Annotated in this window: 10 protein-coding genes; 9 read left to right on the top strand and 1 reads right to left on the bottom strand. The window is 71.9% G+C overall.

The annotated features are described in order from the left end of the window. The first annotated feature begins 133 nt into the window (after positions 1-133). The 8 genes from ACZ6TI_RS16300 to ACZ6TI_RS16265 all read left to right on the top strand — a co-directional run bounded on the left by ACZ6TI_RS16300 (position 134) and on the right by ACZ6TI_RS16265 (position 9,559). Complete coding sequence (locus ACZ6TI_RS16300) at positions 134-1,504, top strand: nucleotide pyrophosphatase/phosphodiesterase family protein (RefSeq protein WP_465345849.1); 1,371 nt, start codon at positions 134-136, stop codon at positions 1,502-1,504. After that, positions 1,501-2,568 (top strand): polyprenyl synthetase family protein, encoded by a 1,068-nt coding sequence (locus ACZ6TI_RS16295; RefSeq protein ID WP_465345848.1) that lies wholly within the window; start codon positions 1,501-1,503, stop codon positions 2,566-2,568. Before ACZ6TI_RS16300 ends, ACZ6TI_RS16295 begins: the two co-directional genes overlap by 4 nt. A gap of 25 nt (positions 2,569-2,593) precedes the next feature. Continuing rightward, positions 2,594-3,829 (top strand): glycosyltransferase family 4 protein, encoded by a 1,236-nt coding sequence (locus tag ACZ6TI_RS16290; RefSeq protein WP_465345847.1) that lies wholly within the window; start codon positions 2,594-2,596, stop codon positions 3,827-3,829. Then, complete coding sequence (locus ACZ6TI_RS16285; protein ID WP_465345846.1) at positions 3,826-5,238, top strand: O-antigen ligase family protein; 1,413 nt, start codon at positions 3,826-3,828, stop codon at positions 5,236-5,238. The genes ACZ6TI_RS16290 and ACZ6TI_RS16285 overlap by 4 nt, the downstream gene beginning before the upstream one ends. Before the next feature lie 13 nt (positions 5,239-5,251). After that, positions 5,252-6,232, top strand: a complete 981-nt coding sequence (locus ACZ6TI_RS16280; protein ID WP_465345845.1) for a Wzz/FepE/Etk N-terminal domain-containing protein — start codon at positions 5,252-5,254, stop codon at positions 6,230-6,232. Then, complete coding sequence (locus ACZ6TI_RS16275; protein ID WP_465345844.1) at positions 6,229-7,725, top strand: oligosaccharide flippase family protein; 1,497 nt, start codon at positions 6,229-6,231, stop codon at positions 7,723-7,725. The genes ACZ6TI_RS16280 and ACZ6TI_RS16275 overlap by 4 nt, the downstream gene beginning before the upstream one ends. Then, a complete protein-coding gene (locus ACZ6TI_RS16270; protein ID WP_465345843.1) occupies positions 7,722-8,492 on the top strand; it encodes a sulfotransferase family protein in 771 nt (256 codons plus the stop codon). Before ACZ6TI_RS16275 ends, ACZ6TI_RS16270 begins: the two co-directional genes overlap by 4 nt. 104 nt (positions 8,493-8,596) lie before the next feature. Beyond that, entirely contained in the window at positions 8,597-9,559 is a 963-nt protein-coding gene (locus ACZ6TI_RS16265) for an ABC transporter substrate-binding protein (RefSeq protein WP_465345842.1), read from the top strand. Here ACZ6TI_RS16265 and ACZ6TI_RS16260 read toward each other — a convergent pair. Continuing rightward, positions 9,556-10,761: a PucR family transcriptional regulator gene (locus ACZ6TI_RS16260; protein ID WP_465345841.1), complete on the bottom strand. Its 1,206-nt coding sequence runs from the start codon at positions 10,759-10,761 to the stop codon at positions 9,556-9,558. The genes ACZ6TI_RS16265 and ACZ6TI_RS16260 overlap by 4 nt on opposite strands. Before the next feature lie 143 nt (positions 10,762-10,904). Here ACZ6TI_RS16260 and ACZ6TI_RS16255 point away from each other — a divergent pair, with 143 nt between their 5' ends. Then, the gene (locus ACZ6TI_RS16255) at positions 10,905-12,929 is read left to right on the top strand and encodes a M6 family metalloprotease domain-containing protein (RefSeq protein WP_465345840.1); all 2,025 of its coding nucleotides are present in this window, start codon (positions 10,905-10,907) and stop codon (positions 12,927-12,929) included.

The following is a 12,929-nucleotide window of genomic DNA, read 5'->3' as shown; positions in this document are numbered from 1 at the left end:
ACATCTACACCACCTCCCTTGTGTTGCCTGACAAGGCCCCCCCCCCCCCCCCCCCCCCCCCCCCCCCCCCCCCCCCCCCCCCCCCCCCCCCCCCCCACGCCCGTGAACTGCTGGACGAGCTGGAGGTCAAGCTGTGAAGCCACTGCTGGTGCTCGACGTGGTCGGTCTGACCCCGCGCCTGCTGGAGCACATGCCGCGCCTGCGGGCCGTCGCCGACCGCGGCTTCCAGGCCGAGCTGGGCACCGTGCTGCCGGCCGTCACCTGCTCGGTGCAGTCCACCTTCCTGACCGGCGAGCTGCCGAGCGGGCACGGCGTGGTCGGCAACGGCTGGTACTTCCGCGACCTCGGCGAGGTCTTCCTGTGGCGCCAGCACAACGGCCTGGTCGGCGGGGAGAAGATCTGGCAGACCGCGAGACGGGTACGCCCGGAGCTGACCGTCGCGAACGTCTGCTGGTGGTACGCGATGGGCGCCGACGTGAACTGGACCGTGACACCGCGGCCGATCTATCACGCCGACGGCCGCAAGGACCCGGACTGCTACACCAGGCCGCCCGCCCTGCGTGACGAGCTGACCACCGCCCTGGGCACGTTCCCGCTCTTCTCCTATTGGGGAGCGAACGCCGGGATCGCCTCGTCCGCCTGGATCGCCAAGGCGGCCGAGCGCATCATGGCCCGGCACACCCCGGACATGACCCTGGTCTACCTGCCGCATCTCGACTACGACCTGCAGCGCTTCGGCCCGTCCGACCCGCGGGCCGCGGCCGCCGCCGCCGAGCTGGACGAGACCATCGCGCCGCTGCTCGACACCGACGCCACCATCGTGGTGCTGTCGGAGTACGGCATCACCGACGTGTCCCGCCCGGTCGACATCAACCGGATGCTGCGCTCCGAGGGGCTGCTCGAGGTCTACACCCAGGCCGGCATGGAATACCTCGACCCGTGGACCAGCCGGGCCTTCGCGGTGGCCGACCACCAGATCGCCCACGTCTACGTGCGCGACCCGGCCGACGTCGCCGACGTCGCCAAGCGCTGCGCCGAGCTGCCCGGCGTGGCCGAGGTGCTGGACGCGGCCGGCAAGGCCGCCAACGGCCTCGACCACGAGCGCTCCGGCGACCTGGTGCTGGTCGCCGAGCCGGACTCCTGGTTCACCTATTACTACTGGCTCGACGACGACCGCAAGCCGGACTTCGCCCGCCTGGTCGAGATCCACCGCAAACCCGGCTACGACCCGGCCGAGCTGTTCTTCGACCCGGCCGGACCGGGCGCCGCGAAGGGCCGGGCCGGACTGGCGCTGCTGCGCAAGAAGCTCGGCATGCGCTACACGATGAGCGTGGTCGGCCTGGACGCCGGCGCCCGGGCGGTCCGCGGCTCGCACGGCCGGCTGCCCGCCGACCCCCGCGACGCGCCGGTGCTGATCTGCTCGGATCCCGGCCCGGCGCGCGGGACGTTCGCGGCGACCGAGGTCAAGGACCTGCTCCTGGGCTTGGCGGGAGCCCTACCGTGACCGTGGCGCCGCCGGGGGTGACCGCCGACTCGCTCACCCGGCGGTGCGACGAGGCGCTGACCGCGTTCCTGGACCAGCAGGGCCCACTGTGGCCGGACGGCACCCCGCACGGCGTGCTGGACGCCTGCCGCCGGTTCGTGCTGGCCGGCGGCAAGCGGCTGCGGCCGATGTTCGCCTACTGGGGCTGGCGCGGGGCCGGCCGCCCGGACGGTCCCGAGATCATCACCGCGGCGGCCGCGCTCGAGCTGTTCCACGCGTTCGCCCTGATCCACGACGACATCATGGACCGCAGCGACCGCCGCCGCGGCCGGCCCTCGATGCACCGGCACTTCAGCGACCTGCACTCCCGGCACCGCTGGCGCGGCGACGCCACCCGCTACGGCCACAGCGCCGCCCTGCTCTGCGGCGACCTCTGCGCCGCCTGGGCGGACCACATGTTCACCGGCTCGGGGCTGCCGGCCGACTGGATCCAGCGCGGTCACCGGCTGTTCACGCTGATGCGCACCGAGGTGATCGCCGGGCAGTACCTCGATCTGGTCTCCGGCGTCGGCGACGGCACGGTCGCCGGGGCATTGACGGTTATCAGGATGAAAGCCGCACGGTACACAGTGACCAGACCGTTGCAGATCGGCGCGAGCCTGGCCGGCGCGGGCCCGGAAACGCTGGCCGCGCTGCTCCGGTTCGGCGACCCGCTCGGTGATGCATTTCAATTGCGTGACGATGTGCTCGGCGTCTTCGGGGACCCCTCGGTGACCGGCAAACCTGTGCTGGATGACCTCAGAGAGGGCAAACCGACCGTCCTCATCGCATTGACGAGAGACCGCGCGGACACCATCCAGGGCGAAAAGATGAAGATTCTCTTCGGTCGATCGGATCTGGACCCCGCGGGTGCAGAAGAACTGCGTACGATCATCGCCGCCACCGGCGCGCTGGACCGCGTCGAGGACATGATCACAGTGCGGGCCGAGTCGGCGGTCGCGGCACTGACCGACGTACCGATCACCGACGAGGCCCGCGCCGCCCTGGTCACCCTTGCCGGGAGCGTCGTGGACCGCCACCGATAGGCCCTCCGAACCAGCAGGGGACCGCGTGACACTGAACGAGTTGGACGCCGAGGACACTGATACCCGGATGCGGATGCCCGCGATCATCCGGCCTCGGCAGTCGGTGGAGAACGACGGGCGGGCGACCGGCTGGCGCCCGTTGCGCATCGCCATGGTCGGGCAGAAGGGCATGCCCGCGACCTACGGCGGCATCGAGCGGCACGTCGAGGAGATGAGCAGCCGGCTCGTCGCGCTCGGCCACGAGGTGACCGTCTACTGCCGCGACAGTTACGACGCGATGCCGATGGACCAATACCGCGGGGTGCGGCTCAAGCGCACGCCGACGCTGGCCACCAAGCACCTGGACGCCATCGTGCACGCCGGCACCGCCACGCTGGCCGCGCTCAAGGACCGGCCGGACGTGCTGCACTACCACGGCATCGGGCCGGCCCTGGTCGCGCCGCTGCCGCGCTACCTCTCCCGGGTGCGGGTGGTGCAGACCATCCACGGCCTGGACAACCAGCGGGCGAAGTGGAACCGGCTGGCCCGCATCGTGCTCGGCGCCGCGCACTGGTGCAGCGGCCGGGTGCCGGACGTGCGGATCGCCGTCTCCAGGACGCTCGCGGCGCACTACCAGGAGCGGTTCGGCCGCGACACGCGCTACGTGCCGAACGGCGTCGCCGACCTGCGCCGGGTGCCGGCCAGCCAGATCACCACCCGGTTCGGGCTGACCGAGGGCGGCTACCTGCTGCTGGTCGGCCGGCTGGTCCCGGAGAAGGCGGCGGACCTGCTGATCCGCGCGTTCCGGCGGCTGGACACCACGCTGCGCCTGGCGATCGTCGGCGGCTCGTCGTTCAGCGACGACTACGTGACGGTGCTGCGCGAGGCGGCCGGGAACGACCCGCGGATCGTGTTCACCGGCTTCGCCTATGGTGACCTGCTCGCCGAGCTCTACACGAACGCGGCCGGATTCGTGCAGCCGTCCCGGCTCGAAGGGCTGCCGTTGACCCTGCTGGAAGCCGCCGCGTACGGTCTGCCCGTGGTCGCCAGTGACATCCCGCCGCACGTCGAGCTGCTCGAGGGCGACGGGCCGGGGCACCGGCTGTTCCGCGACGGCGACGAGGACGACCTGGTCCGCGCGCTCAACCACCTGCTCGACCAGCCACGCACCGAGGGGCTGGGCGCGCACCTGCACGGCGGGCGGCTGCGCGCGGCATACAGCTGGGACGAGGCGGCGAGAAAGATGGAGCAGGTATATCTGGGACTGGTCCAGAAGGCATGACCCGCCGTTCAGTCCTGACCGGACTCACGGCGGTCGCCGCGGGCGCCGCCGCCGCGGTCAGCGCCTGGTCGCTCGGCGCCGGGCACGAGCTGGTCGCGGTCCTGCCGGTGGCGCTCCTGCTCGGCGTCGTGGTCGCGGCCCTGGCGGTCACCCGCTTCTCCGGGTACGTGCTGCTGATGCTCGCCGTGCGCCCGATGGTCGACCTGGTCAAGCTCAGCGGGCCGACCGCGGGCGAGGCCGGTGTCTCGGACGGCGAGGGTGGCATCAGCCGCACACTCGACCCGTCCACGCTGCTCGCCGTGCTGTTCCTGATCGCCGCCGGGCTCTGGCTGGCGGCCCGCGCCCGGCAGGACGGCCGGTTGCGCAGTTCGCCGCTGGGCATCGCGCTGCTGCTGGTCGGCGCCACCGGGCTGATCAGCGCGCTGGGCGCCGACAGGCCGTCGAACAGCCTGCTCGAAGCCCTGCGCATCCTCACCGTCGTGGTCATGTTCGTGGTGCTCGAACAGCTCGTGCCCGACCAGCGGTATGCGCGGCGGGTGCTGATCGCGGTGTACGTGGCGCTCGCGGTCGTGCTCGCGTACACGGTGCTGGCCTCGCTGAGCGGCCACCCGCCGGCCGAGGTCAAGGGCAGCTTCGTCCGGATCTCCGGACCGTTCGCGCAGTCCACCACGTTCGGCCGCTACCTGATGTTCCTGCTGGTCTTCGGCGTCGCCGTGATCCGCTACCTGAGCGGCCGCCTGCGGCTCACGATGGGCGTGCTGCTCGGGCTGTCCTTCCTCTTCCTGATGCTCACCAACACCCGCAGCGCCATCCTCGGCGTGGCCATCGGCCTGCTCGTGGTGGCGCTGGTCGAGCGCAGCGCCCGGATGCTGGTCGCGCTCGGGCTGATCGCGGTGCTCGGGATCGCGTTCCTGCCCGCGGTCGGCGACCGGTTCGCCCAGCTCGCCGACGCCCGCGCGGTCGGCGGCGCACCCACCGGCAACACCCTGGCGTGGCGACTCGGCTACTGGGGCGACATCGTCTCGCTGGCCAACCGCAACCCGGTGACCGGCATCGGCCCGAACATGACGCAGTTCCACACCGAGGAGGCCAAGAAGCCGCACAACGACTTCCTCCGGGCATATGTGGAGACCGGGCTGGTCGGGCTGCTGGCCTATCTGGCGATGGTCGTGCTGCTGCTGCACGCCGGGCTGCGGGCGCTGCGCCGGGCCCCGCCCGGTACGCTCGCGCGCGGCATCGCGGCCGGCAATCTCGGCTGCGTGGTGGCGTTCGTGGCGGTGAGCGCCGCCTCCAACGTGCTGAGCAGTGTGGCGACGATGTGGTACCTGGTGGCATTCGCGGCCGTCGCGTCGGCGCCGCTCACCGAACGAGCGCCCGAGCGCGACGCATTGACGCTGACGACGCACTGACCTGGTCGGAGAGATGGAAACAGTGGATTACCTGCAGGCGGCCCGCAAGCGGCTGCGCATCCTGATCGGCATCCCGGTGCTGGCCGCCGTGGTGGCGGCGCTGGTCGTGCTGCTCACCCCGCCGCGCTACTCGGTGACGGCCTATGTGGCCGCCCCCGCCCTGATCGGTGGCGTCGCCGCGCAGCAGTTCTCCGGCACCCAGGCGGCCAACCAGTTCGTCGCCGCGTTCGCCGCCGCCGCCACCTCGCCCAAGGTGATCGACCAGGTGGCCGCGGACACCGGGGTGGCCAAGGACGACCTGCGCGACGGCGTCGACGTGCGCCAGGTCGGCGCCAGCAGCCAGCTCACGCTCACCTACACCGGCCCGGAGAGGGACAAGGCCGCTTCGGTGGCCACCTCGATGACCCGGCACGCGCTGACCTTCCTCTTCGCGTCGCAGGTGGTCGTCGCCACCCAGCAGGTCGCCGCCGCCGAGGCGGACGTGGAGACGGCGACCGACCAGATCACCGACTGGGAGAAGGAGAACAAGGTCTCCCAGCCGGACAAGCTGTTCCAGGCCACCCTGAGCGAGCAGGGCAACCTGCGGCAGCAGCAGATGAGCATGGCCGCGGTCGGCAACACCACCGGCGCCGAGGCGGCCAAGGACGCGCTCGAGGACGGCCAGAAACGGCTCGACGAGCTGGGCCCGAAACTGCCCGGCTATCAGGCGCTGCTGGCCCAGCGGGACGCGGCGACCAGCGCCCTGGCCGAGGCGCAGCAGGGCCGGCAGGCCGCCCGCGCGCAGGTCGGCGCGGCCGACCCGGCCGAGGTGTCCAGCGTCGGCGACGTGGTCACGCCGTCCCGGCTGAGCGCGCTGGTGCAGACCGTGCCGCCGGTGGCCGGCGCCGGCCTGCTGATCGCGGTGCTGCTCGTGGTGCTGTTGGAGATCGTCCGCCCGCGTCGTGAGCTGACCGTCCCCGAGTCGTTCGCGGAACGGGCCCCGGCCAAGGTATGACGACGGTCGACGCCGACCGGCCGATCCGGGGCATCGCGCGCGGCGGCGGACTCAACCTGGCCGGCGCGGTCCTCGGGCAGCTCGCCGTGTTCGGCGTCGTGCTGCTGCTCGCCCGCGTGCTGGACCAGAGCCAGGTCGGCCGGTACGCCCAGGGCTACGCCGTGCTCACCCTGCTCGGCCTGCTCGCGCTCTCCGGCTTCCGGGCCGGCGTCACCCGGTTCGTCGCGGTGCACCTGGCCGACGACGACCCGGCCGCGGTGCGCGGCACCGTGCGGCTCGCGATGCTCGTGTCCGGCGGGTCGGCCGCCCTGCTCGGCGTCGCGCTGGCGCTGGCCGCGCCGTGGCTGGCCGACCGGCTGCACGATCCGTCGCTGACCCTCGGCCTGCGGCTGATGGCGCTCGCCCTGCCCGCCACCACGGTCGCCGAGGCCGCCCTGGCCGCCACCCGCGGCTGGCGCAGCCAGAAGGCCTTCACGCTGATCGGCCAGATCTACGAGCCGGTCTGCCGGCTGGTGCTGACCGCCGTCCTGCTGCTGCTGGGAGCCGGGCTGGCCGGCGCGTTCTGGGCGATCGTGGTGGCCGGCTGGTCCGCCGCGATCCTGGCGCTGCTGGCGTTGCGGCGCCGGCTGCGGGCACTCGACGGCCCCGGCCACCGCTACGAGGCTCGTCGGCTGTTCTCCTTCTCCACGGTCAGCTGGGTGTCCTCACTCGCGTCCACCGGGCTGATCTGGCTGGACGTGCTGCTGCTCGGCTTCTTCGCCAATCCGGACATCGGCGTCTACAACGTGGCCACCCGGCTGGTCACCGTGGCGGTGTTCGTGCTCGCCCCGCTCAATGCCGCGTTCGGCCCCTATCTGGCGCACCTCTACCACCGCAACGAGATGGACGAGGTGCGGCGCAGCTATGCCGCGGTGACCGGCTGGGTGGTGCGGCTGTCGCTGCCCGCGTTCGCCGCGCTGCTGGCCTTCCCGCACGAGTTGCTGCGGCTGTTCGGCGGCGAGTTCGCGGCCGGGGCGGCGGTCACGGTGATCCTGGCGGTCGGGCAGCTGGTCAACGCCGCCACCGGGCCGTGCGGGACGGTGCTCAACATGTCCGGCCGGGTCGCGCTGAACATGGCCGACAACGTGGTCACGCTGGTCCTCAACGTGCTGCTCAACCTGCTCCTCATCCCGGCGTACGGCATCGTGGGCGCGGCCGTCGCGTGGGCGGTGTCGCTGGCGGTGGTGAACGTGGCCCGGGTGGTGCAGGTGCGCCGGCTGATCGGGGCGCTGCCGGGGTCGCGGGGGATGGCGACCGGACTCGTCGCGGGCGTGCTGGCGCTGGGCGCCGGGCTGGCCGCGAACGCGGTGCTGCCGTCCGGGCTGATCGGCCTGGCCGCCGGGCTGGCGATCATCGTGGTGGCCTATGCCGGGGCGGTGCTGGCGATGGGCCTGAGCCGCCAGGACCGGATGGTGCTGCGGGCCGTGCTGCGGCGGCGGGCGGCCGCGTCGTGAGTCGGCGGCTGGCCGATCCGGTGCGCCGGGCGGTGCGCGCCGGGCGCGCGTACGGGAGAAGTGTCCTGCCGTTGACCTTGGGGAGGCTGCCGGAGTTCCTGGTGATCGGCGGCCAGCGCTGTGGCACCACGTCGCTCTACCGCTACCTGGCGGCGCATCCGTCGGTGCGCCCGGCGACCGGCAAGGAACTGCAGTTCTTCAGCCTGCACCACCGCCGGGGCGAGCGCTGGTACCGCGCGCACTTCCCGGTGCGGCCGCCGGCGATCCGCAGCTTCGAGGCCTCGCCCTACTACCTGTTCGACCCGGAGGTGCCGGCCCGGGTCGCCGGGATGCTGCCCGATGCCCGGTTCGTCGCGTTGGTGCGAGACCCGGCGGAACGCGCCTATTCGCACTACCTGCACTCGGTCGCTTACGGAGTGGAGCGACTGTCCTTCGAGGATGCCCTCGACGCCGAGCCGGAGCGGCTGCGCGCGGGTGGCCACACCGCCCGGCGGCAGTTCAGCTACGTCGCCCGGGGACGCTTTGCGGAACAGCTCGCCCGCTGGCACGCGGCGGTCGGGCGGGACCGGGTGCTCACGGTCCGCACCGAGGACCTGACCTCGCGATACGGCGACATCCTCGCGTTTCTCGGGCTGCCGGACGCGCCCGTGCCGGGGGAGCGGCACACCCGTCGCGCGGAGGGCGCGCCGCCGCTCGATCCGGCGCTGCGAGCCCGCCTCGACGCCGAGTTCGCCGCAGATCAGAAGGCGCTGACCTCGTTGCTCTGAGATCCGGATCGGGCCGCACTACTGACCGAACGCCCGGACCATCCGGGCGGAGATCAGGTTAAGTTACCTCGCCTGCACAATCCGCAAGATCCCAGGAGACACAAATGCGCCGGAAACTCGTCGCCATCGCCGCCGTGGTCACCCTTTTCTCCGGGGTCGCCGCCTGCGGGTCGGACGAGAAGACCCCGGCGCCGCCGGCCACCGTGAAGCTCAGCGTCGGCGTGATCCCGATCGTCGACGTGGCGCCGATCTACCTGGGCAGGCAGAAGGGCTTCTTCGCCAGCCGCGGCATCGACCTCACCCTGGTGCCGGAGCAGGCCGGCCCGGCGATCGTCAAGGGCGTGCTCGCCGGCAAGTACGAGTTCGGTTTCAGCAACGTGACCTCGCTGATGGCGGCGCGGGGCGACGGCGCGCCGCTGCGGGTGGTCGCCGCCGGGGTGGCGTCCACCGGCAAACCCGGCCGCGACTTCTCCGGCATCGTCGTGCCGCCGGGCAGCCCGGTCCGCTCCTCCCGGGAACTGGCCGGCAAGAAGATCGGCGTGAACGCGGTCAAGAGCATCGGCGAGATCTCCATCCGGCAGGCCGTCCGCAAGGACGGCGGCGACCCGGCCGACATCGACTTCCTGGCCATGCCGCTGCCGCAGATGCCGGGCATGCTGCAGTCCAAGACGCTGGACGCGGCCTGGCTGGTCGAGCCGTTCCTGTCCGAGGCGATCACGCTGGGCGGGCAGGTGATCGCGTCGAACTTTGTGGAGACCGCGCCGAACCTGACGGTGGCCTGCTATTTCACCGACACCGAGCTGGGCGGCAAGGACCCCGCGCTGGTCGCGCGCTTCACCGAGGCGATCAACGAGTCCATGCGGTACGCCGACGAGCACGGCGACGAGGTCCGGCAGATCGTCGGCACCTACACCCCGATCAGCGAGACCGTGCGCCTGATGATGATCCTGCCGAACTGGCCGGCCGACATCAACCGCGCCTCGCTGGACCGGATCGCCACCCTGGGCAGCCAGGACGGCATCTTCAAGGCCCCTCCGGTGCTGGACGACCTGCTGCCGCCCGCCTAGGTGGCCAGGCGGGCCAGCTTGAGGGCCAGGTGCAGGCACAGCCGCTCGGTGCCGTCCTTCAGGTTGGTCCCGGCCAGTTGCTCGACGCGCTGCAGGCGGTAATAGAGCGTGGTCCGGTGCAGCTGCAGCCGCTCCGCCGTGGCGTGCGCGTTGCCGGCCAGGTCCAGATAGGTCTCCAGGGTCTCCACCAGCACCTGGCCGCCGTCGGTGTGCAGCAGCCGCAGCAGGCCCGGGTGCACCGCGCGGGCATCCAGGCCACGCTCGTCCAGCAGGCTCAGCGCTCGATAGACGCCCAGCGACGACCAGGCGGCCACCGCACCCAGGGCGGGCAGCCGGGCGGCCACCCGGGCCGTGCGCACGGCCTCCTGATAGGAACCGGCGGCGTCCGCCAGCCTCGGGTACTCGCTGCCCAGCCCCACCACGGCGCGGGTGACGCCGGACAGCCGGCGGGTGGCCGTGTGCAGGCTGTCCTGCAGGTGCCGGGCGACCGCCCCCGCGGACCGCTGCCCGGACGGGCGCCCGCAGATCAGCAGCAGCCCGTGGTCGCGGCGCACCAGGTGCAGCGCGGCGCGGGCGCCGTACCACCGGCGGGTCAGCACCAGCGCGTGCTCGAGGGCGGCGCGGGCCGACTCGTTCGCCGCGTCGTCGCCGATCGGCTGGGCGGCCAGCGCGACCACCGGCCCGTCGTCCGCCAGCAGCCCGTCCTCCAGCAACTCCTTGGCCGCCCGCTCGCGGCCCTCCAGCGCGTCGCCGAGCAGCGCGCGGGCCGCCTCCGCCTCCCGCTGCGAGGCCAGGTCGCCGAGCAGCCCGGCGCGGTGCAGCACCCGGGAGGCGTCCGCGGCCGCCTCGGTGGCCGCGCGGATGTCCTGATCGGACATGGTGCCGTCGGCGTCGATGAACCAGAGGAACCCGAGCATCAGGTCGCGGTGCAGGATCGGCACGCAGACCCGGGGGAGCAGCCCCAGCTCGGGTGCGGCCGGGGTGCGCATCGGCGCGCGCAGCCGGTGCACGCCGGCCGCCCGGAACCAGGCGATCACCTCGGGCGTGGTGTGCCGGCTGAGGATCGACGCCCGCCGCACCTCGTCCATCGGTTCGGCGTGCGAGCTGTAGACGACGACCTGCTGATGGCTGTCCTCGATCAGCGCGGCACGCTGCACGCGCTGCGCCACGCCGTCCACGATGCGTTGTAACTCCCCGAGCATCGGTCCCCCTCCTGAAGGTGATGATTGTCGATGCATCGGTCACGGTTCAAGGCGTGATCTTCATCAGTTGTCGCAAGGAGCGCCCGGACCTGCCGACATCTGCATGTATAAGTACGTCGATCCGGCCTTTAGGTTGCGGAAGCATGCAGCTCTTAGGGAAGCGGCCCGCCATGCTCGCCGCCGCGCTGGCTCTGATCCTGCCCGCAACGTTTTCCGCGGCTCCCGCGCTGGCCGCGCCGGTCGACCCCGGCACCGGCCCCTTCGCGGTGATCGACCCGCAGAACTGGGAGAACCCCGACACGATGACCTGGGGAGACTTCGTCGCGCCGCCCGGCGTCGACTGGTCCGACCCGTCCCGCCGCGGTTCCGTCCGCAACTTCAACATCGCGCTGGTCACGCTGGACTACACGGACCAGCCGTTCGTGGTCACCCGGCCGGCCCGGTCGACCATCTTCGGCAACCCGCAGCCGGCGGTGTCGAACCTGGCCCGCGACGCGGTGCCGGGATATTACAAAGATCTGCTGAACACGCCGAACGCGCTGAACGGCGGGCACACCCTGCACGAGTACTGGATGCAGGACTCCGGCGGCCGCTACGGCGTCGACCTGACCGCCTTCGGCGCCTACCAGATGCCGGCCAAGTCCTATCAGTACGGCATCACCAACGACATGAACCCGGGGATGTGCCCGGTCGGCGAGACCTGCAACCGCAACATCCGCACCGACGGGCTGGGCGCCTGGCGCGCCGCCGTGGGTGAGGAGGTGGCCAACTCGTTCGAGCTGGTCTTCATCCTCTCCGCCGGCCAGGACGAGTCGTCCACCTGGCAGGAGTTCGGCGAGATGCGGTTCCAGACCAAGGAGGCCGTCACCGACCCGTTCGGCCCGCCGGTCGAGCCGCAGCCGAACTACGCGCGCACGCGTTATGTCGAGTGGACCTCCTGGGCATCCGCCGCGACCATCTGGCCCAACGCCGGCGGCGGTTCGTCGACCCAGGCGGAGAGCTCCGGCATGGGCGTGTACGCGCACGAGCTGAGCCACCTGCTGTCCATCGGCGACAACTACAACAACCCGTACGGCGTTCCGTTGCGGCGGGCGTACACCGGCCCGTGGTCGATGATGTCCCGTGGCTCCTTCAACGGTCCGGGCGGCCCGCACAGCCGCTGGCAGATCCCGGCCGTGCAGGGCGGCTCGCTCGGCTCCCTGCACACCGTGCGGGACAAGGCGAAGATCGGCCTGCTCGGCGAGGAGAGCCTGCTGCGGGTCTCCCGGGAGGCGCTGGCCTCGTCCGGCATGGTGGTGGCCAAGGTGACCGCCCGCGGTGTGGTGCCCGGCCCGAAGGACCTGATCGGCATCAACGTCGCCATGAACGGCGACCGCGCCCCGGCCTGCAACGTCACCACGGACGTGCTCTGCGACGGTCGCGGCTTCAACAACTACACGGTCGAGGTGGTCGACCGGATGGGCGCCGACTCGTTCACCCCGGACTCCGGCGTGATGATCAGCAAGACCAAGAACCAGGACCAGGCGCCGTTCCAGTGGACCATCGACGCCAACCCGCAGGACATCGACATGGTCGACTTCATCCGGCCGGACGGCACCCCGGCGAAGATCACGATGGGCGACTACCGGCAGCTGTCCGACGCCCTGTTCCACGCCGGCACCCGCTCCGGCAGCGAGTACGAGTACACCGACGAGGCCAACCGGCTGCACTTCTACGTGCTCGACGTGAAGCGGGACAACACCGGGATCCTCTCGTACACGGTCGCGGTGAAGTCGCTGGACGGCTCCGGCGGGCCCAGCACGCACGACGTGGCGCTCGGCAAGGGTGAGGTCACCTCCGGCGGCAAGCCGACCAACCGCGGCGTCACCTGCTCGTTCCCGCTGACCAACACCGGCGTCTACTCGGACGGTGGGCAGCAGCACCCGGAGGACGCGTCGGCATACCTGACGTCGGACGTCTACCGGCTCTCCGCCGACGTGGCCGGGCGTGGCTGGCGGGTGGCCCTGCCGAACGAACTCGCCACCGCCAAGTTCGGCTCCTCCACCACGGTCAAGGTGGCGGTCGCCGCCACCGCCGACGCGGTGGCCACCGGCTTCGTCAAGCTCACCGCCACCTCGGAGAGCGACCCGTCGAAGACGGTCACCAAGCAGTGCCGCGTGGAGAAGTGA

Source organism: Actinoplanes sp. NPDC051388 (assembly GCF_055586225.1).
This window is presented reverse-complemented; position numbering and strand designations above follow the sequence as displayed.

What these genes read in the sequence shown, in the direction of transcription:
- ACZ6TI_RS16280 (WP_465345845.1), top strand. Translation starts at nt 5,252, where the DNA reads ATGGAAACAGTGGATTACCTGCAGGCGGCCCGCAAGCGGCTGCGCATC.
- ACZ6TI_RS16275 (WP_465345844.1), top strand. Translation starts at nt 6,229, where the DNA reads ATGACGACGGTCGACGCCGACCGGCCGATCCGGGGCATCGCGCGCGGC.
- ACZ6TI_RS16285 (WP_465345846.1), top strand. Translation starts at nt 3,826, where the DNA reads ATGACCCGCCGTTCAGTCCTGACCGGACTCACGGCGGTCGCCGCGGGC.
- ACZ6TI_RS16260 (WP_465345841.1), bottom strand. Translation starts at nt 10,761, where the DNA reads ATGCTCGGGGAGTTACAACGCATCGTGGACGGCGTGGCGCAGCGCGTG.
- ACZ6TI_RS16265 (WP_465345842.1), top strand. Translation starts at nt 8,597, where the DNA reads ATGCGCCGGAAACTCGTCGCCATCGCCGCCGTGGTCACCCTTTTCTCC.
- ACZ6TI_RS16255 (WP_465345840.1), top strand. Translation starts at nt 10,905, where the DNA reads ATGCAGCTCTTAGGGAAGCGGCCCGCCATGCTCGCCGCCGCGCTGGCT.